Here is a 19,479-nt window from a genome sequence, read left to right as displayed (position 1 = left end):
AGCGTTGGCACAGTGGTGGGCATGCGGGGGTGGTGGCAGGACCTCACCGATCTGGTGCTGCCGGCCGAGTGCGGAGGCTGCGGGAGGCCTCGCACGGTGCTCTGCCCGGAGTGCCGTGCAGCCCTGGACGGGGCCGCACCGTGCCGGGTGCGACCGGTGCCGGAGCCGCCTGGGCTGCCTGCGGTGCACGCGGCGGCTCCCTACGAGGACGAGGTGCGGGCGGCGCTCCTCGCCCACAAGGAACGGGGTGCGCTGGCGCTCGCGGCGCCCCTCGGAGTGGCCCTGGCGGGGGCTGTACGGGCGGGGCTGGGGCACACGCGACTCCCAGGTCCGGACGGACGGCTCGCGGCTCCACAAGGGCGGCTGAGGCTCGGGAACGGGCAAGCGTGGGCCGAGGGCGGTCTGCCGGGAGCCGCTGTCGGAGTCGATCGAGCGGTGCTGCTTGTTCCGGTGCCGTCCTCGCGGCGCGCGGTGCGGGCGCGGGGGCACGATCCGGCGCGGCGGATCGCGCTCGCGGCGGCGGGTGAGCTGCGCCGTACGGGGACACCCGCCCGGGTGCTCGCCGTGCTGCGGCAGCGGCGTGCCGTGGCCGACCAGTCGGGGCTCAACTCCCGGCAGCGGCTGGACAATCTTGCGGGCGCCCTGGAGGTGGCCGCCGGAGGTGTCCGGCTGCTGGCGGAGGCCGATCGGGTGGTGCTGGTGGACGACTTGATGACGACGGGCGCCTCGTTGACGGAGGCGGCACGTGCCGTACGGGCGGCGGAAGCAAGGGTGGCGAGGGCGGCGGATCAGACACAAGCGGCCCAAGGAGCGGCGTGTATGAGCGAAGTCGGGGACACGATGTGCGACAGGATCTGTGCGGCAGTGGTCGCAGCCTCACCGGTCTCTTTCGAAATAAACCGGAACTGACTGGGAACTTGCATCGTTGCAGGTAATGAGAGGGTCAATTCACCTGAACGGAGGTACGCCGCAGTAGAGGGTGACGACATCCGTCCGGGCGAGATATGTTCGGTTGTGAGGCAATGGCGCAGGCCGTACCTCGCGAATCCGAATGCCATGCCGCGGGTTTTCTGAATCACCCGCTTCGGTGGGGTGGAGATCTTGCCCATGGGGGAGGAGGAGGTGAAAGTCACCGAGTCCGAGGTTCCGGGACTCACCGGGACCTGGTGCAAAAGGGAGATGCTCCGCCTGTGGAGCGGAGCTATCCGGGAACGGAGTTCTGCGTGGACATCGTCGTCAAGGGCCGCAAGACCGAGGTGCCCGAGCGGTTCCGCAAGCACGTGGCCGAGAAGCTGAAGCTGGAGAAGATCCAGAAGCTCGATGGCAAGGTGATCAGCCTCGACGTCGAGGTGTCCAAGGAGCCCAACCCCCGGCAGGCCGACCGTAGCGACCGAGTGGAGATCACGCTCCATTCCCGCGGTCCGGTGATCCGGGCGGAGGCAGCGGCAAGCGATCCATATGCAGCACTCGACCTGGCGGCGGACAAACTCGAAGCCCGGCTGCGCAAGCAGCACGACAAGCGCCACACCCGCCGTGGGAACGGCAGGCTCTCGGCCGCAGAGGTCGCCGACCGCGTTCCGGGCGCCGCGACGCTGAACGGAAACGGCAGCGTCGTACACGAGGACGAGCAGAACAGTGTGCCGACCAAGAAGATCGGCTCCCTCGAGGTCATGGGCGAAGGCCCCCTCGTCGTTCGCGAGAAGACCCACGTGGCCGCCCCGATGACGCTCGACCAGGCGCTCTACGAGATGGAGCTGGTCGGGCACGACTTCTATCTGTTCGTCGACTCCGAGACCAAGGACCCCAGTGTCGTCTACCGGCGGCACGCGTACGACTACGGCGTCATCCACCTCAGCACGGACCCCATGGTCGCCCAGGCAGGGTCGGACGCGCCGGGCGGTGCGCTCGGCGGCTGACCCGCCCCGGTGACAGCTGAGCCGGTGCCCCTGGAGCGCGCGTGCGCCCCCAGGGGCACCGGTGTGCGACCGCTTAGCGCCCCGCTCTGTCACCGCACTGGCGTCCGGGCATGAAATCATGGCCGCACCGGCCTCAACCGGTGGGCCGTTGCCTTGGGTTGGCGAGGGCACAGGAACACAGGCCTCGGCCTTCAGGGGGAGGAACGATGGCGGACAGCTTCGGACCGATGCGTGACGAGGATGCCGACGACGGCGTCGTCGGCATGGGCCCGGACGCGGGCTCTCCACGCAAGGAGCCCATCAGGGTCCTTGTCGTGGACGACCACGCCCTCTTCCGCCGCGGTCTGGAGATCGTGCTCGCGGCCGAGGAGGACATCCAGGTCGTCGGTGAGGCGGGTGACGGGGCTGAGGCGGTCGACAAGGCGGCCGACCTGCTGCCCGACATCGTGCTGATGGACGTACGCATGCCGAAGCGGGGCGGTATCGAGGCGTGCACCTCCATCAAGGAGGTGGCACCCAGCGCGAAGATCATCATGCTGACGATCAGCGACGAGGAGGCCGACCTCTACGATGCGATCAAGGCGGGCGCGACCGGTTATCTCCTCAAGGAGATCTCCACGGACGAGGTGGCCACGGCCATTCGCGCGGTGGCCGACGGGCAGTCGCAGATCAGCCCCTCGATGGCGTCGAAACTGCTCACAGAGTTCAAGTCGATGATCCAGCGGACGGACGAGCGCCGGCTGGTGCCCGCGCCGCGGCTCACCGATCGCGAGCTGGAGGTTCTCAAACTCGTCGCCACGGGGATGAACAACCGGGACATCGCCAAGGAGTTGTTCATCTCCGAGAACACGGTGAAGAACCACGTGCGCAACATCCTGGAGAAATTGCAGCTGCACTCCAGGATGGAGGCCGTGGTGTACGCGATGCGGGAGAAGATTCTCGAGATCCGCTAGCCACTTGGCCGACGTGGCCGGTGACCGGTGTTCGGCATCCGGTGGCCCGTGGCAGGCGGCCCGGGGTCATGCGAGGGCGTGGGCCAGTTCTCTCGTCAGCGGCTCGCGCAGTTCCGGGGCGTCCACGCGCTCCACGCGTACGTCCGTGCAGTCCACCCAGCTCGCGGCCTCCACCAGGGCCTGGGCCACCGCGGGGACGGCCTTGGCGCCGTCCAGGGTGACCTGCTTGGCGACCAGGGTGCGGCCCTCGCGGGCCGGGTCCACACGGCCGACGAGGTGGCCGCCGGCGAGGACCGGCATCGCGAAATAGCCGTACACCCGCTTCGGCTTGGGTGTGTACGCCTCCAGGCGGTGGGTGAAGCCGAAGATCCGCTCAGTGCGGGCCCGCTCCCAGATGAGTGAGTCGAACGGCGACAGCAGCGTCGTACGGTGGCGGCCGCGCGGGGCCGTCTCCAGAGCCTCCGGGTCGGCCCACGCGGGCTTGCCCCAGCCCTCCACCGTCACCGGGACCAGGCCCGAGTCCGCGATCACCGCGTCGACCTGTTCGCCCTTCAGGCGGTGGTAGTCGGCGATGTCCGCGCGGGTGCCGACGCCCAGGGACTGGCCCGCGAGGCGGACGAGGCGGCGCAGGCACTCCGTGTCGTCCAGCTGGTCGTGGAGCAGGGAGTCGGGGATGGCGCGCTCGGCGAGGTCGTACACCCGCTTCCAGCCGCGGCGCTCCGTGCACACCACCTCGCCGTACATCAGCGCGCGCTCGACGGCGACCTTGGTGCCCGACCAGTCCCACCATTCGCTGGTCTTCTTCGCGCCGCCCAAATCCGTGGCCGTGAGCGGGCCTTCGGTGCGGAGCTGCTTGACGACCTGGTCGTAAGTGCCGTCCGGCAGGGCGTGGTTCCAGTGCGGGCGGGCACGGTAGGCGCGGCGGCGGAAGGCGAAGTGGGGCCACTCCTCCACGGGGAGGATGCAGGCCGCGTGGGACCAGTATTCGAAGGCGTGCGGCGCGCCACCGGAACCCGGCGTCCAGTACGCCTGGTCCACCGTCTTGCGGCCCACCGCGCCCAGGCGGGCGTACGGGATCAGTTCGTGGGAGCGGGCGAGGACCGAGATCGTGTCGAGCTGGACCGCGCCCAGGTGCCGCAGGACTCCGCGTACGCCGGTCCTGCGGTCCGGGGCGCCCAGGAAGCCCTGGGCCCGCAGGGCGATGCGGCGGGCCTCGTCGGCGGAGAGTTCGGCGGTGGGACGCGGGAGACTCGTCATGCCCACAAGGTAGGCGGTGCCACTGACAACGGGGGCTGGCCTGGGGGTTTGGGGTCGGAGCGAGGGCACGTCCGTTTCATGAGCGCCCGGAGTTGGTGGCGGCGTCGGGTTGTTTCGCCCCCTCCGCCCCTACCCTCCCCCACTCTCGGCTTCGTTCGAGCGGGGGGACCCGCATCGTCCCTGGGGGCTCCGCCCCCCAGACCCCCTATCGGCCTGGACGGCCTCGTCCTCAAACGCCGGACGGGCCGAAAGAGAAGAGCCCACAGCTGTTACAGGTGCGACGGTGCCGGCAAGTACGGTGCCGTCGACGGCAGGCCCAGGTCCGACGGGAGCAAGGAAGCCACCCAGCAGTCTCGGCGTACGCCCTTGTTGTTGATGGCGGAGCGGAGGGTGCCTTCCAGGGTGAAGCCGGCGCGTTCGGCGACGGCGCGGGAGCCGGTGTTGCCGACCTCGGCGCGCCATTCGACGCGGTCGATGGACAGGTCCGTGAACGCCCAGCGGGAGGCCGCGACGGTGGCTTCGGTGATGTAGCCGTTGCCGCGGTGCTCCTTCGCCGCCCAGAAGCCGACCTCGCCGACGCCGAGGGAGCGCATGGTGATGCCGAGCATGCCCACCAGCTCCCCGGAGGGGAGGAAGACACCGAAGGTGAACATGGAGCCGTCCGCCCAGCCGTCGGGCACCATCTGGTCCGTGAACCCCGTCGCATGCTCGCGCAGATAGGGCGAGGGGATCGTGGTCCAGCGCTGGATGTCGGGGTCCTGAACGGCGTCGTACACGGCGTCGGTGTCGTGCGAGCCCACGGCGCGCAGGAGGAGACGGTCGGTGGTCAGCGTGACGGGGTCCATCGGCCGATTCTGCTCGGACGAGCGGAAGGGCGCCATTTGTTTGCTGTGGGTGAGTGTCCCACTACTTTTCGCAGCATGGACGCGGCACCTTCCGCAACGCCTGTCCGTTGTCCTAGTGGCTGTCACTGGCAGACCTCCCGGCGCGGTGGGGTCCTCGCTTACGATGGCCGTTGCTCAAGCTGTGATTTGAATCTGCCATTGAAACCGACCGTCCCAGGCCCGACCGGCAAGGAGACAAACCCCCGTGTCCGTCCTCTCGAAGATCATGCGTGCAGGCGAAGGCAAGATCCTGCGCAAGCTGCACCGCATCGCGGACCAGGTCGCCTCCATCGAAGAGGACTTCGTCGACCTCTCCGACGCCGAGCTGCGGGCCCTCACCGATGAGTACAAGCAGCGGTACGCCGACGGCGAAAGCCTCGACGACCTGCTGCCCGAAGCGTTCGCCACCGTCCGTGAGGCGGCCAAGCGCGTCCTTGGCCAGCGCCATTACGACGTGCAGATGATGGGCGGCGCCGCGCTCCACCTCGGCTACGTCGCCGAGATGAAGACCGGTGAGGGCAAGACGCTCGTCGGCACCCTGCCCGCGTATCTGAACGCCCTCTCCGGAGGCGGCGTTCACCTCATCACGGTCAACGACTACCTGGCCGAGCGCGACTCCGAGATGATGGGTCGCGTCCACAAGTTCCTGGGTCTGAGCGTCGGCTGCATCCTCGCCAACATGACGCCGGCCCAGCGCCGCGAGCAGTACGCGTGCGACATCACGTACGGCACGAACAACGAGTTCGGCTTCGACTACCTGCGCGACAACATGGCGTGGTCGCAGGACGAACTGGTGCAGCGCGGCCACAACTTCGCGATCGTCGACGAGGTCGACTCGATCCTCGTCGACGAGGCCCGTACGCCGTTGATCATCTCCGGCCCGGCCGACCAGGCCACCAAGTGGTACGGCGACTTCGCCAAGCTGGTCACTCGCCTGAAGAAGGGCGAGGCGGGCAACTCCCTCAAGGGCATCGAGGAGACCGGGGACTACGAGGTCGACGAGAAGAAGCGCACCGTCGCCATCCACGAGCCCGGCGTCTCCAAGGTCGAGGACTGGCTGGGTATCGACAATCTGTATGAGTCGGTGAACACGCCGCTCGTCGGGTACCTGAACAACGCGATCAAGGCCAAGGAACTCTTCAAGAAGGACAAGGACTACGTCGTCATCGACGGCGAAGTCATGATCGTCGACGAGCACACCGGCCGTATCCTCGCCGGCCGCCGCTACAACGAGGGCATGCACCAGGCGATCGAGGCGAAGGAAGGGGTGGATATCAAGGACGAGAATCAGACGCTCGCCACGATCACCCTGCAGAACTTCTTCCGCCTCTACAAGCGCCACGACCAGGACGGCAAGGAACTGCCCGGCCTCTCCGGCATGACCGGTACGGCGATGACCGAGGCCGCCGAGTTCCACCAGATCTACAAGCTCGGCGTCGTCCCGATCCCGACCAACCGGCCGATGGTCCGCAAGGACCAGTCCGACCTGATCTACCGCACCGAGGTCGCGAAGTTCGAGGCAGTCGTCGACGACATCGCCGAGAAGCACGAGAAGGGCCAGCCGATCCTCGTCGGTACGACGTCGGTCGAGAAGTCCGAGTACCTCTCGCAGCAGCTCTCCAAGCGGGGCATCCAGCACGAGGTGCTGAACGCGAAGCAGCACGACCGTGAGGCGCCGATCATCGCTCAGGCCGGCCGCAAGGGCGCCGTGACCGTCGCCACCAACATGGCCGGCCGTGGTACCGACATCAAGCTCGGCGGCAACCCCGACGACCTCGCCGAGGCGGAGCTGCGCCAGCGCGGCCTCGACCCCGAGGATCACATCGAGGAGTGGGCCCATGCCCTGCCGGCTGCTCTGGAGAGGGCCGAAAAGGCGGTCAAGGCCGAGTTCGAGGAGGTCAAGGAGCTCGGCGGGCTCTACGTCCTCGGCACCGAGCGCCACGAGTCGCGCCGTATCGACAACCAGCTGCGCGGCCGCTCCGGCCGTCAGGGCGACCCGGGCGAGTCCCGCTTCTACCTGTCCCTCGGCGACGACCTGATGCGCCTGTTCAAGGCTCAGATGGTCGAGCGCGTCATGTCGATGGCGAACGTGCCGGACGACGTGCCGATCGAGAACAAGATGGTCACGCGCGCGATCGCGTCCGCCCAGTCGCAGGTCGAGCAGCAGAACTTCGAGACCCGTAAGAACGTCCTGAAGTACGACGAGGTCCTCAACCGGCAGCGCGAGGTCATCTACGGCGAGCGCCGCCGCGTCCTGGAGGGCGAGGACCTGCAGGAGCAGATCCAGCACTTCATGGACGACACGATCGACGCCTACATCGAGGCCGAGACCGCCGAGGGCTTCGCCGAGGAGTGGGACCTGGACCGGCTGTGGGGCGCCTTCAAGCAGCTCTACCCGGTGAAGGTCACCGTCGAGGAGCTGGAGGAGGCGGCTGGCGACCGTGCCGGTCTGACCGCCGAGTTCATCTCCGAGTCCATCAAGGACGACATCCACGAGCAGTACGCGGCCCGCGAGGAGCAGCTCGGCTCCGAGATCATGCGTGAGCTGGAGCGCCGGGTCGTGCTGTCGGTCCTGGACCGCAAGTGGCGCGAGCACCTCTACGAGATGGACTACCTCCAGGAGGGCATCGGCCTGCGCGCCATGGCGCAGAAGGACCCGCTGGTCGAGTACCAGCGCGAGGGCTTCGACATGTTCACCGCCATGATGGACGGCATCAAGGAGGAGTCCGTCGGCTACCTGTTCAACCTGGAGGTCCAGGTCGAGCAGCAGGTCGAGGAGGTCCCGGTCGAGGACGCCGCGCCTTCCCTGGACAAGGAGGACGTCGTCCCGGCGGGTGCGCGCCCGGAGATCCGTGCCAAGGGGCTCGACGCCCCGCAGCGCCCGGACCGGCTGCACTTCTCGGCGCCGACCGTGGACGGCGAGGGCGGCATCGTCGAGGGCGACTTCACCAGCGACGACGACGAGCCCGTGCGCTCCGAGGCGGACGGCCTCACGCGCGCGGAGCGCCGCAAGCAGCAGAAGGGCGTGCGTCGGCGCAAGAAGTGACGGTCGCCGCGGGCGGGCGGTAGCGCAGGCTGCCGCCGGGCCGGGACGGTTACGGACGTTTGGAGCGGCTTGAGAGCGGCTTGAGAGGGCCGGGCACCTTCGGGTGCCCGGCCCTTCGCGTTGCCTGGCCGCATTGTGTGCGGTGGGCCGAGGGTGCCGGGGACGCGGCGGGGCTCAGTCGTCGGCTGCGTGGGGCATGCGGGGGCCGCCCAGTTCCACGGCCGTGCAGCGCCAGCGGAGGTCGGGGCCCCGTTCCAGGCGGAAGGCCATGGCGCGGACCTGCTCGCCGGCGCCGATGCGGGCGAAGGCCTCGATCGCGCCGGCGCGCGGGACGTAGTAGCCGATGTCGCGGACGACCGGGCGGGTGCCGCGGGTGCGCAGCGGGCCCCGCTCGGCGAGCCAGGCCAGTTCGTCGTAGGCGCGGCCCGCGGTGTGACGCAGCATGCAGTGGACGGGGCGCTGACCGCTCAGTACGGCCAGGAGGCGGTCGGCGAAGAGGTCGGTGGGACGGGGCCGGGGAGCGGGCCCGTGGGGGGCTTCGACGTGGGCGGCGTTGAGGGGCGGGGCTGCGCCGCCCGGGGTCGAGGACGGGCGGACGCCACCCGGGTTCGTCGACGGGCGGCCTCCTCCTGGTGTCGCCGATGGATGGCCTCCTCCCGGTGTCGTCGACGGGCGGACGCCACCCGGTGCAGCCGCCGGGCGCGTCCCGGTCGGGGCCGTCCGTGGGCGGCGGGTGGCGGTCGGTGTCGGGAGGGATGCGCCCTCGCCCGGGGGCGTGGACGGCGGGCTGACAGCTGGGGAAGTGCGGGGGCCGCCCGGGGTGCGCGGCGGGGTGCTGCCGGGGCGGCGGGTGTCCTGGCGGCCGGGTGGGTGGCTGCCCGGGTGGCGCTTCGTCCTGGTCATCACCTTGTTCATGTGGGGTCCCCGCTCGGTCCGGCCCGGGTAATACCGGGCGGTAACTTTCGTGTTGGGGATCTTGTACGAGGCGGGAGTGAGCCTTCGCAAGGACGCCGGCCGCGCGCCGGGGCGGCCGGAAAGTTCACCTATCAGGGTGGCCGGGATGAGGGGGAGCCTTGGCGGGGATGGGGTGTACCGGGTGAATCCGTGGCCCGGGGTGGACGGCGTACAGGGTGCGGCCGGGGACTCGAAAGGGGACGCCCGCACGTATCCTGAAGGCCCTCCCGGGAGGCGCGGGACCGCCCTTCTCGGAGCCCTCCGACTAACGAAAGCGGACAGCCATGCGCGTCTACGTCCCCCTGACCCTCTCCGGTCTCGCCGAGGCGTACAAGACGGGAGAGCTGGGGGCGGGACCGTTCGTCGCGTACGCCGTCACGCCCGCGTTGCGGGAGTGGTATCTCTCCGACGACATCGAGGAACTCGAGTACGCGGCGCTGAACCGTGCCGCGCTGGCCTCGCTGCGGCTGCTCGCGGTCGAGCCGGGGGCTGTGCGGCGACGGGTCGTCGTCGCGGTCGACGTCCCGGACCGGACCGCTGCCGCCGATCCCGACCGGGGCCTCGACCCCGCGGCGCTCGGTGAGGTGCGGGTTTCCGGGGCCATGGCCCTGGCCAAGGCTGCCGCCGTGCACGTCGACTCGGCCGACGCGGAGGCGGATGTCGCCGCTGCCGTGGAGGCGCTGGGGGCGGCCGACCACGGCGACGACGACGCCCAGTTCATTGTGGACGGGGCCGAGGATCACGAGCTGCTGTGGTTCGCTACGCAGGAGATCCCCAACCTGGTGGGGCTGGGGGACTGACGCCCGCCTGCCGTCTCCCGGTGGGACTGACGCGCCCGCCTGCCGTCCCCCGGCATCCACGGCCCTCGGCATCCACGGCCCCCCAGGCGAGGGGGCCGTTGTCAGTGGGGGCGGGTACGTTCTTGGCATGGGGAAGCACGGAGCTGCGCACATTGTGTGGGACTGGAACGGGACGCTGTTCCACGACAATGACGCGATCATCGGGGCGACGAACGCGGCGTTCGCCGAGCTGGGGCTCGAGCCGATCACGCTGGAGCGGTACAGGGCGCTTTATTGCGTGCCGGTGCCGAAGTTCTACGAGCGGTTGATGGGGCGGCTGCCGACGGATGCCGAGTGGCAGGTCATGGACGAGACCTTCCACCGGTACTACGTGGAGCACCGCATAGCGTGCGAGCTCACCGCGGGCGTGCCGGTGCTGCTCGCCGAGTGGGGTTCGGCGGGGCGCAGTCAGTCGATCCTGAGTATGTACGGGCATGACGAACTGGTCCCGCTGGTGCGGGGGTTCGGAATCGAGCCGCACTTCATACGCGTCGACGGGCGGACCGGGCCCTCCGGCGGCAGCAAGGCCGAGCACATGGTGCGGCACGTGGGCGCGCTCAGCGGTGTGCAGCCGTCCCGCGTGGTGGTGATCGGTGACGCGGCCGACGACGCGGTCGCCGCCCGGCACGTGGGTGCGCAGGCGGTCCTCTACACCGGGGGTTCCCACAGCCGCGCCAGCCTGGAGGAGGTGGGCGTGCCCGTGGTGGACAGCCTGCAGGAGGCGGTCGAGGAGGCCGAGCGGTTGGCGGCGTGACCCTGACCGGGGGTGTGGCGGCGGGGTGGGCTGCGCTCACCGGCGCTCACCGGCGCTCACCGGCGCTTGCCTCGTGCCGGCAGCGGGTGCCGGCCCAAGGTTTCGCCCCCTCTGCCCTTGCCCTCATGCCCCCCGCACTCTCGGCTTCGCTCGAGCTGGGGGCCCCATCGTCCCTGAGGGCTGCGCCCCCAGACCCCCGCCATCGGCCTGAACGGCCTCGTCCTCAAACGCCGGACGGGCTGTGTGGTGCCGGCCAGGCCTCGTCGGAGGGGCAGTCGCCGCTCGCGTGGGTCAGGTCACCGGCGTCAGGTCACCGGCGCCTTCGCGCGCAACACCGTGAGGAACTCGCGCATCCAGCTGGAGTGGTCCGGCCAGGCGCGGGCGGAGACGAGGGTGCCGTCCACCACGGCCTCCGCGTCCTGGAAGGTCGCGCCGGCCGCCTGCATGTCCAGTTCCAGGGCCGGGTACGCCGTGACGCGGCGCCCGCGCAGGGCGTCGACCGCTGCCGTCAGGAGGGGGCCGTGGCAGATCTGGGCCACCGGCTTGTCCGTGTCGAAGAAGGACTTGAGGATCTTGCGGAGTTCGGGGTCGTTGCGGAGGTACTCCGGGGCTCGGCCGCCGGGGATGACGAGGGCGGCGTACTGGCCGGGGTCGACGTCCGCGAACGCGAGGTCCGCGGGCCAGGTGTAGCCGGGCTTCTCGGTGTACGTGTCGAAGCCGGGTTCGAAGTCGTGAACCACGAACTGGAGCTTCTTGCGGGTGGGGGCCGCGATGTGGACCTCGTAGCCCTCCTCGCGGAGGCGCTGGTAGGGGTACAGGACCTCCAGCGATTCCGCCGCGTCGCCGGTGACCATCAGGATCTTCGCTGTCATGTCACTGCGCTCCCGTCAGCCGTTTTCGCGCCTGCGTTGGCCGTCCAGGTCAACGTGCCTCGGGCGGGGGTTCTTGCCAAGGGGCCGTGCGCTCGTCGGGTATCCAGCATCCCCACTCCCGGCCGGGACTGCACGTCCTCGTCCCTTTCGTCCCTGTGCAGACTGTCAAAGTTCACCCCCCGGTTTTGTACACATACGGCTCATGACGGGCCCCGGGTAGGGGGCGATAGCCTTGTGGCGTGATCAGCGCGATATCTCGCGGGGGCATCGTCGCCCCTGCCCTGCGCCCGGTGAGCACGGACGACATCCGTGACCGGGCGGCGGTCGCTGATCTTCGCGGGCGGGACGGGACGGCGAACGCGGCAAGCGCACTCCGTACGTGGAGGACACCCCCGGAACGGACGTCGCCGAGAGCAGCGTCACAGTCTCCAGGGGCGCCGAAAATGGCCGATAACCCCCCGCTCATCTCTCCATGCGGCATAGCGTCGGACCAGACCGGACACCCCGCGTCACGGCGTTACGTCGGAGAAGAGACCGAATTTCCTTCAACGTCACGCAACGGCGCGCGACAGGAGCCAGAGGACAATGCAGACCAAGCTGGACGAAGCCAAGGCCGAGCTGCTCGAGAGGGCCGCCCGGGTAGCTGAGAACAGCCCGGTCGGGGGGCACCTACCGACTGGGACCACGGGCGAGGGCACCCCTGACAAGGACACCGTGCTCGCGTTCCTCCAGCGCTACTACCTGCACACCGCCCCGGAGGACCTCACCGACCGCGACCCGGTCGATGTCTTCGGAGCCGCCTTCTCCCACTACCGACTGGCCGAGAACCGCCCGCAGGGCAAGGCCAACGTGCGGGTCCACACCCCGTCCGTCGAGGAGAACGGCTGGATGTGCAGCCACTCCGTCGTCGAGGTGGTCACCGATGACATGCCCTTCCTCGTCGACTCCGTGACCAATGAGCTGTCACGGCAGGGGCGCGGGATTCATGTCGTCATCCACCCGCAGTTCGTCGTACGGCGTGATCTCACCGGCAAGCTCATCGAGGTGCTGCCCGGTCGGCCCACCCCGGACGAGCTTCCGCACGACGCCCACATCGAGTCCTGGATCCACGTCGAGATCGACCGCGAGACCGACCGCGCCGATCTGAAGCAGATCACCGCCGATCTGCTGCGCGTCCTGTCCGACGTCCGTGAGGCCGTCGAGGACTGGGAGAAGATGCGCGACTCCGCGCTGCGTATTGCGGAGGAGCTCCCCAAGGAGCCGGCCGCGGACGACCTGCGCGACCAGGAGGTCGAGGAGGCCCGTGAGCTGCTGCGCTGGCTCGCGGACGACCACTTCACCTTCCTGGGATTCCGGGAGTACGAGCTGCGCGACGACGACTCGCTCGCCGCCGTGCCCGGCACCGGACTCGGCATCCTGCGCTCCGACCCGCACCACGCCGGCGAGGACAGCCACCCGGTCAGCCCGTCCTTCGAGCGGCTGCCCGCCGACGCCCGGGCCAAGGCCCGCGAGCACAAGCTGCTGGTGCTGACCAAGGCCAACAGCCGGGCGACCGTGCACCGGCCGTCCTACCTCGACTACGTCGGGGTCAAGAAGTTCGACGAGCACGGGAACGTCATCGGGGAGCGGCGCTTCCTCGGGCTGTTCTCCTCCGCCGCGTACACCGAGTCCGTGCGGCGCGTTCCCGTCGTCCGCCGGAAGGTCGAAGAGGTCCTCAAGGGCGCCGGGTTCTCGCCCAACAGCCACGACGGGCGCGACCTCCTCCAGATCCTGGAGACGTACCCCCGCGACGAGCTCTTCCAGACGCCCGCCGACGAGCTGCGCTCCATCGTCACCTCTGTCCTGTACCTCCAGGAGCGGCGCCGGCTGCGGCTCTACCTGCGCCAGGAGGAGTACGGCCGCTACTACTCGGCCCTCGTCTACCTCCCGCGCGACCGCTACACGACCGGCGTGCGCCTGCGGATCATCGACGTCCTCAAGGAAGAGCTGAACGGCACCAGCGTCGACTTCACGGCCTGGAACACCGAGTCGATCCTGTCCCGGCTGCACTTCGTGGTCCGGGTCGCGCCGGGCACCGAGCTGGCGCAGCTGTCCGACGCCGACAAGGACCGTATCGAGGCGCGGCTCGTCGAGGCCGCCCGTTCCTGGGCCGACGGCTTCGCCGAGGCGCTGAACGCCGAGTGCGGCGAGGAGCGCGCCGCCGAACTGCTGCGCCGGTACGGCAACGCCTTCCCCGAGGGCTACAAGGCCGACCACAACCCGCGGGCCGCCGTCGCCGACCTGGTCCACCTCGAAGCGCTGACGCGCGACAAGAGCAAGGACTTCGCGCTCAGCCTGTACGAGCCGGTGGGTGCCGCGCCCGGCGAGCGCCGTTTCAAGATCTACCGCACCGGCGAGCAGGTCTCGCTCTCCGCGGTGCTGCCCGCCCTGAACCGCATGGGCGTCGAGGTCACCGACGAGCGCCCGTACGAGCTGCGCTGCTCGGACCGTACGACCGCTTGGATCTACGACTTCGGGCTGCGCCTGCCCAAGTCCATGGACGGCAACGGCGACACCCTCGGCGACGACGGCCGCGAGCGGTTCCAGGATGCCTTCTCCGCCACGTGGACCGGGCAGGCCGAGAACGACGGCTTCAACGCCCTCGTGCTGAGCGCCGGGCTGACCTGGCGGCAGGCGATGGTGCTGCGCGCGTACGCGAAGTACCTGCGCCAGGCCGGTTCCACCTTCAGCCAGGACTACATGGAGGACACCCTCCGCAACAACGTCCACACCACCCGGCTCCTTGTGTCGCTGTTCGAGGCGCGGATGTCGCCGGACCGCCAGCGCGCCGGTCTGGAGCTGACCGACGCCCTGCTGGAGGAGCTGGAAGCCGCCCTCGACCAGGTCGCGTCGCTGGACGAGGACCGGATCCTGCGGTCCTTCCTCAACCTCATCAAGGCGACCCTGCGCACGAACTTCTTCCAGGAGGCGCTGGGTGCCAAGTGGCACGAATACGTCTCCATGAAGTTCGACCCGACGGCCATCCCGGACCTTCCGGCGCCGCGACCGGCGTACGAGATCTGGGTGTACTCGCCGCGCGTCGAGGGCGTGCACCTGCGGTTCGGCAAGGTCGCGCGAGGCGGCCTGCGCTGGTCCGACCGGAAGGAGGACTTCCGTACGGAGATCCTCGGCCTGGTCAAGGCGCAGATGGTGAAGAACACCGTCATCGTGCCGGTCGGCGCCAAGGGCGGCTTCGTCGCCAAGCAGCTGCCCGACCCGTCCGTGGACCGCGACGCCTGGATGGCCGAGGGCATCCGCAGCTACAAGACCTTCATCTCCGCGCTGCTCGACATCACCGACAACCTGGTGGCCGGTGAGGTCGTCCCGCCCGCGGACGTCGTACGGCACGACGAGGACGACACCTACCTCGTCGTCGCCGCGGACAAGGGCACCGCGACGTTCTCGGACATCGCCAACGGGGTCGCGGAGAAGTACAACTTCTGGCTCGGCGACGCCTTCGCCTCCGGCGGCTCCGCCGGTTACGACCACAAGAAGATGGGCATCACCGCCCGCGGTGCCTGGGAGTCCGTGAAGCGGCACTTCCGGGAGCTGGGTGTGAACACCCAGACGCAGGACTTCACCGTGGTCGGCGTCGGCGACATGTCCGGTGACGTGTTCGGCAACGGCATGCTGCTCTCCGAGCACATCCGCCTGGTCGCCGCCTTCGACCACCGGCACATCTTCATCGACCCGCACCCCGACGCGGAGACCTCGTACGCCGAGCGCCGCCGCCTGTTCGAGCTGCCGCGCTCGTCGTGGGCCGACTACAACAGTCAGCTGATCTCGTCCGGTGGCGGTGTCTTCCCGCGTACCGCCAAGGCCATCCCGATCAACGCGCACATCCGCGAGGCCCTCGGTATCGAGCCCGGTGTCGCCAAGATGACCCCGGCCGACCTGATGAAGACGATCCTCAAGGCGCCGGTCGACCTGCTGTGGAACGGCGGCATCGGTACGTACGTCAAGGCGTCCACGGAGACGCACGCGGACGTCGGCGACAAGGCCAACGACTCGATCCGCGTGGACGGTGCCGACCTGCGGGCCAAGGTCGTCGGCGAGGGCGGCAACCTGGGTCTGACCCAGCTCGGCCGGATCGAGTGCGCGCAGCACGGCGGCAAGATCAACACGGACGCCATCGACAACAGCGCGGGCGTGGACACCTCCGACCATGAGGTGAACATCAAGATCCTGCTCAACGCGGTGGTGGCCAACGGCGACCTGACCGTCAAGCAGCGCAACAAGCAGCTCGCCGAGATGACCGACGAGGTCGGCCAGCTGGTGCTGCGCAACAACTACGCGCAGAACGTGGCGATCGCCAACGCGCTGGCCCAGTCCCCGAGCATGCTCCACGCCCAGCAGCGGTTCATCCGCCACCTGGTGCACGAGGGCCACCTCGACCGGGCCCTGGAGTTCATGCCCACCGAGCGGCAGATCCGCGAGCGGCTCAACTCCGGGCAGGGCCTGACGGGTCCGGAGACGGCCGTCCTGCTCGCGTACACGAAGATCACGGTCTCCGACGAGCTGCTCTCCACCTCGCTGCCCGACGACTCGTATCTGCAGAGACTGCTGTACGCGTACTTCCCGTCGGCGCTGCGCGAGAAGTTCCGTGAGCAGATCGAAGCGCACGCGCTGCGTCGTGAGATCGTGACGACCGTCCTGGTCAACGACACGGTCAACACGGGCGGTACGAGCTTCCTGCACCGCCTCCGTGAGGAGACCGGCGCCTCGCTGGAGGAGATCGTCCGGGCGCAGACCGCGGCCCGCGCGATCTTCGAGTCGAGCCAGGTGTGGGACGCGGTGGAGGCGCTCGACAATGTCGTCGCCGCCGACGTCCAGACCCGGATCCGGCTGCACTCGCGCCGCCTCGTCGAGCGTGGCACGCGCTGGCTGCTCAACAACCGGCCGCAGCCGCTCCAGCTCGCCGAGACGATCACCTTCTTCAGTGACGGTGTCGAGCAGGTCTGGTCCCAGCTGCCCAAGCTGCTGCGCGGCGCGGATCTGGAGTGGTACCAGCAGATCTACGACGAGCTGACGGGCGCCGGCGTCCCGGACGAACTCGCCACCCGCGTGGCCGGGTTCTCCTCCGCCTTCCCGACGCTGGACATCGTGGCGGTGGCCGACCGCATGGGCAGGGACCCGATGGCCGTCGCCGAGGTCTACTACGACCTCGCCGACCGCCTCTCCATCACCCAGCTCATGGACCGCATCATCGAGCTCCCGCGCGCCGACCGCTGGCAGTCCATGGCCCGCGCGTCGATCCGCGAGGACCTGTACGCGGCCCACGCGGCGCTCACCGCCGACGTCCTCGCCGTCGGCAACGGCACCTCGACTCCCGAGCAGCGCTTCAAGGCCTGGGAGGAGAAGAACGCGGCGATCCTGAGCCGGGCCCGCACCACCCTGGACGAGATCAAGGGCTCCGACTCGTTCGACCTGGCGAATCTGTCGGTGGCGATGCGGACGATGCGGACGCTGCTGCGGACGCATTCGTAAGAGGTACGTGCATAGGGGCGCCCCGGGCCGGGAACGGCTCGGGGCGCCCGCGTTTTCTCAGTTCTTGATGTCCCAGAGGGTGACCGTGCCCGTGATGTCGGGGAGGTAGCCGGTGTCGTCCGGGCGGTCGACCTCGGTGATCGTCCACATGGCGAGGTTGCCGTCACCGGTGACCATGCAGAGGTGGTCGCCCTTGACGATCGACTGGTCCTTGTTGATGACGGAGCCGCTCAGCGACGAGGTGAAGGGGTTCTGCTCGGCCCCTGCCCGGCACTCCTCGGGGGTGGTGCCCGCCGACTTGCCCATCGGGCGGTCGAAGTAGAGCGTCCGGTTGTCGGAGTGGAGGTCCTGGACCTCGCTGTCCATGTAGTTGGTCGGATCGACCTTGGGCCCGTCGAGATCGACGTACGTCGAGTCGAGCCCACCGCTGGGCCGGAGCAGCGTGAGCGGCTTGTCCTCGAAGAGGACGCTGTACGTGGCGTTCGCCGTCGCCCGGCCCGAGCCGGTCGGATCCGAAGACGTCGAACCGGCGCCGCCTTGCTGCCCCTTGGACTGAGTGGGCGTCGAACTCGTCGGGCCACCCTGGTTCTTGGACTCGTTGCCGGTGTCGCCCTTGTCCTTGCCCAGCAGCCACACGGCCGTACCCGCGCCCGCGCCGACGGCGACGACGAGGGCGGCGGCGATCAGGGCCGCACGGCCACGGCGGCGCGGGGGAGCGGCGGGCGCCGGGGCGAGGTTGTACGTGTGGGGATCGGAGGTTGGCGGGCCGTAGCCCGTAGACGGAGCGGGAGCGGGCGCCGACGGGCCGAAACCGGTGGACGGCGGAGGGGTCGCGGGAGGCGCGGACGGCATCTGCGGGGCCGTCGGCTGCGGCGGGTTCTGCGCCGCCTGCTCGCGCCGCGCGATCTCCGCGGTCAGCGGAGCGGGCAGCCAGCCGTTGAAGTCGCTCAGGCCACGCCCAGCCAACTCCTGGCACAGCGCGGCCAGTTCCTCCGTGCCGATGCGCTGGGCGGGGTCGGCCGTGAGACAGCGTTCGAGGACGGGGCGCAACTGGTCGCCGTAGGCGTCCAGTTGGGGCGGGCGATGGGCCGTGTTGGCGATCTGTGCGGCGATGGTGATGGCGCCGCCGTCGCCGTACGGGTGGCGTCCGGTGGCCGCGACCGCCGCGATCAGGCCGAGGGCGAAGACATCGGACGCGGAGGTGACCGGGCGGCCGCGGGCGTGCTCGGGGGACATGTAGCGCGCGGTGCCGATCAGGCGGCCGACGGTGGTCAGGGTGGTGGCGCCCGCGGCCCGCGCGATGCCGAAGTCGAGCAGCCAGGGGCCGTCGGCGGCCAGCAGCAGGTTGCCGGGCTTCACATCGCGGTGGATCACCCCCGCCGTGTGGACGGCGTGCAGGGCGGACGCCGTGCAGGCGAGCAGCTGGAGCACGGTGGGGTCGGGAAGGGGTCCGTGGGCCTTGAGGGCCTCGTCGAGGGGGACGCCGGGCACGTACCGGGTGGCGAGCCACGGTCGCTCGCCGGTCGCGTCGTGGTCGACGACCGGGATCAGGTGGTGGCCGGAGACCCGCTGGGTGGCGGCCACCTCGCGAGCGAAGCGCTCACGGAAGGCCGGGTCGTCCGCGTACTCGCGGCGCACCAGCTTCAGCGCGACGCGTCGGCCGTCCCGGGTGCGCGAGAGGTAGACGGTGCCCATGCCGCCCTGGCCGATCCGCGCGTGCAGCGGGTACCCCGCGATCTCCCGTGGATCCTCGGCTCGCAGCGGCTTCGGTACCGCGCCCGGCATAGGTTTCCCCCCGCTCTGTCGGTGCCGGGGGAGCGTATCGCGCGGGGCCGAGCTGCCGGCCGAGCTGCCCCGGACCGCTTTCTTTCCGATCTCTGGAGGAAATCGCGCTTGGAATTTACCTATTCCTGCTAAATACGACATTTGGGCTAAGGTTGTTTCGGTTGTCGGACGGACGTGTGGAGGACTCGGACCTGTGGCAGTGAACCTCTCCGGCAGGCGGACATCGGTGGCAACACCGCCCTCCACCAGCCCCCGGGCGTTCCCGCGGACCCGCCGGATCGCTCTCGAGGTGGCCAAATTCGGGGTCGTCGGCGGCAGCGGGGTCGCGGTCAACATTCTCTTCTTCAACCTTTTGCTGCACGGCCTGAAGTGGGCCCCGATGGCGGCCACGGTGATCGCCAGCTGCATCGCCATGGGCACCAACTACCTGGGCTTTCGTTTCTTCGCCTACCGGGACCGGGCCTCGCGCACCAAGCGGCAGATCGTCCTCTTCTTCGTGTTCAGCGGGATCGGCGTCGTCATGGAGAGCGCGCTGTTCTATATCGGCTACCACGGCCTGGGTATGAGCAGCCCGCTCGGCTCGAACATCGCCAAGGTGGTGTCGATCCTGCTGGCCTCGGCCTTCCGCTTCCTGGTCTACCGGACGTGGGTGTTCCAGAGCTCGAAGCACGGTCGGTGACGAGCCGCAGCGGG

General features: G+C 69.6%; 13 protein-coding genes. 8 read left to right on the top strand and 5 right to left on the bottom strand.

Features of this window, described 5'->3' with window-relative positions; translation table 11 throughout:
* Window positions 1–21 precede the first annotated feature (21 nt).
* From ACZ4WS_RS41765 to ACZ4WS_RS41755, 3 genes are all read left to right on the top strand, one after another.
* Window positions 22–909, top strand: a complete 888-nt coding sequence (locus ACZ4WS_RS41765) for a ComF family protein (protein WP_467988501.1) — start codon at window positions 22–24, stop codon at window positions 907–909.
* Between the two features lie 314 nt (window positions 910–1,223).
* Window positions 1,224–1,916 (top strand): ribosome hibernation-promoting factor, HPF/YfiA family, encoded by a 693-nt coding sequence (gene hpf, locus ACZ4WS_RS41760; RefSeq protein WP_467988499.1) that lies wholly within the window; start codon window positions 1,224–1,226, stop codon window positions 1,914–1,916.
* A gap of 206 nt (window positions 1,917–2,122) precedes the next feature.
* Window positions 2,123–2,869 (top strand): response regulator, encoded by a 747-nt coding sequence (locus ACZ4WS_RS41755; protein WP_369235919.1) that lies wholly within the window; start codon window positions 2,123–2,125, stop codon window positions 2,867–2,869.
* A gap of 66 nt (window positions 2,870–2,935) precedes the next feature.
* Here ACZ4WS_RS41755 and ACZ4WS_RS41750 read toward each other — a convergent pair whose 3' ends face one another.
* Window positions 2,936–4,126 carry a winged helix-turn-helix domain-containing protein gene (locus tag ACZ4WS_RS41750; RefSeq protein ID WP_467988497.1) on the bottom strand — a complete coding sequence of 397 codons (1,191 nt, stop codon included), beginning with the start codon at window positions 4,124–4,126 and terminating at the stop codon, window positions 2,936–2,938.
* Between the two features lie 269 nt (window positions 4,127–4,395).
* Window positions 4,396–4,971, bottom strand: coding sequence for a GNAT family N-acetyltransferase (locus tag ACZ4WS_RS41745; protein ID WP_467988495.1), 576 nt, complete (start codon window positions 4,969–4,971; stop codon window positions 4,396–4,398).
* A gap of 244 nt (window positions 4,972–5,215) precedes the next feature.
* On the opposite strand from ACZ4WS_RS41745, the gene secA reads away from it, so the two are divergent.
* Window positions 5,216–8,056, top strand: a complete 2,841-nt coding sequence (gene secA / locus ACZ4WS_RS41740; RefSeq protein ID WP_467988493.1) for a preprotein translocase subunit SecA — start codon at window positions 5,216–5,218, stop codon at window positions 8,054–8,056.
* A gap of 174 nt (window positions 8,057–8,230) precedes the next feature.
* Here the strand turns inward: secA and ACZ4WS_RS41735 are convergent, their stop codons facing one another.
* Window positions 8,231–8,971, bottom strand: a complete 741-nt coding sequence (locus ACZ4WS_RS41735; protein ID WP_467988491.1) for an Rv3235 family protein — start codon at window positions 8,969–8,971, stop codon at window positions 8,231–8,233.
* A gap of 323 nt (window positions 8,972–9,294) precedes the next feature.
* On the opposite strand from ACZ4WS_RS41735, the gene ACZ4WS_RS41730 reads away from it, so the two are divergent.
* Window positions 9,295–9,810: a DUF6912 family protein gene (locus tag ACZ4WS_RS41730; RefSeq protein WP_467988489.1), complete on the top strand. Its 516-nt coding sequence runs from the start codon at window positions 9,295–9,297 to the stop codon at window positions 9,808–9,810.
* Window positions 9,811–9,937: 127 nt separating this feature from the next.
* The gene (locus ACZ4WS_RS41725; RefSeq protein WP_467988487.1) at window positions 9,938–10,603 is read left to right on the top strand and encodes an HAD family hydrolase; all 666 of its coding nucleotides are present in this window, start codon (window positions 9,938–9,940) and stop codon (window positions 10,601–10,603) included.
* A 305-nt stretch (window positions 10,604–10,908) separates the two neighbouring features.
* On the opposite strand, the gene ACZ4WS_RS41720 is transcribed toward ACZ4WS_RS41725, so the two are convergent.
* Entirely contained in the window at window positions 10,909–11,475 is a 567-nt protein-coding gene (locus ACZ4WS_RS41720) for a DJ-1/PfpI family protein (RefSeq protein WP_467988485.1), read from the bottom strand.
* A 585-nt stretch (window positions 11,476–12,060) separates the two neighbouring features.
* Between ACZ4WS_RS41720 and ACZ4WS_RS41715 the strand changes: the two genes are divergently transcribed.
* Window positions 12,061–17,001, top strand: coding sequence for an NAD-glutamate dehydrogenase (locus ACZ4WS_RS41715; protein ID WP_467988483.1), 4,941 nt, complete (start codon window positions 12,061–12,063; stop codon window positions 16,999–17,001).
* Between the two features lie 57 nt (window positions 17,002–17,058).
* Here ACZ4WS_RS41715 and ACZ4WS_RS41710 read toward each other — a convergent pair whose 3' ends face one another.
* The gene (locus tag ACZ4WS_RS41710; protein ID WP_467988481.1) at window positions 17,059–18,786 is read right to left on the bottom strand and encodes a serine/threonine-protein kinase; all 1,728 of its coding nucleotides are present in this window, start codon (window positions 18,784–18,786) and stop codon (window positions 17,059–17,061) included.
* 226 nt (window positions 18,787–19,012) lie between these two features.
* On the opposite strand from ACZ4WS_RS41710, the gene ACZ4WS_RS41705 reads away from it, so the two are divergent.
* On the top strand, window positions 19,013–19,465 hold the full coding sequence (locus ACZ4WS_RS41705; RefSeq protein ID WP_467988479.1) for a GtrA family protein: 453 nt from the start codon (window positions 19,013–19,015) through the stop codon (window positions 19,463–19,465).
* The last annotated feature ends 14 nt before the right edge of the window (window positions 19,466–19,479 follow it).

Source organism: Streptomyces sp. NPDC029292, from assembly GCF_055569295.1.
Note: the sequence above shows the minus strand (reverse complement) of the source record. Positions and strands in the feature narration are given on the sequence as shown.

Coding starts and splice junctions, on each gene's coding strand:
- ACZ4WS_RS41730 (WP_467988489.1), top strand. CDS start 9,295: ATGCGCGTCTACGTCCCCCTGACCCTCTCCGGTCTCGCCGAGGCGTAC.
- ACZ4WS_RS41725 (WP_467988487.1), top strand. CDS start 9,938: ATGGGGAAGCACGGAGCTGCGCACATTGTGTGGGACTGGAACGGGACG.
- ACZ4WS_RS41750 (WP_467988497.1), bottom strand. CDS start 4,126: ATGACGAGTCTCCCGCGTCCCACCGCCGAACTCTCCGCCGACGAGGCC.
- ACZ4WS_RS41765 (WP_467988501.1), top strand. CDS start 22: ATGCGGGGGTGGTGGCAGGACCTCACCGATCTGGTGCTGCCGGCCGAG.
- ACZ4WS_RS41715 (WP_467988483.1), top strand. CDS start 12,061: ATGCAGACCAAGCTGGACGAAGCCAAGGCCGAGCTGCTCGAGAGGGCC.
- ACZ4WS_RS41745 (WP_467988495.1), bottom strand. CDS start 4,971: ATGGACCCCGTCACGCTGACCACCGACCGTCTCCTCCTGCGCGCCGTG.
- ACZ4WS_RS41755 (WP_369235919.1), top strand. CDS start 2,123: ATGGCGGACAGCTTCGGACCGATGCGTGACGAGGATGCCGACGACGGC.
- ACZ4WS_RS41735 (WP_467988491.1), bottom strand. CDS start 8,971: ATGAACAAGGTGATGACCAGGACGAAGCGCCACCCGGGCAGCCACCCA.
- ACZ4WS_RS41710 (WP_467988481.1), bottom strand. CDS start 18,786: ATGCCGGGCGCGGTACCGAAGCCGCTGCGAGCCGAGGATCCACGGGAG.
- ACZ4WS_RS41720 (WP_467988485.1), bottom strand. CDS start 11,475: ATGACAGCGAAGATCCTGATGGTCACCGGCGACGCGGCGGAATCGCTG.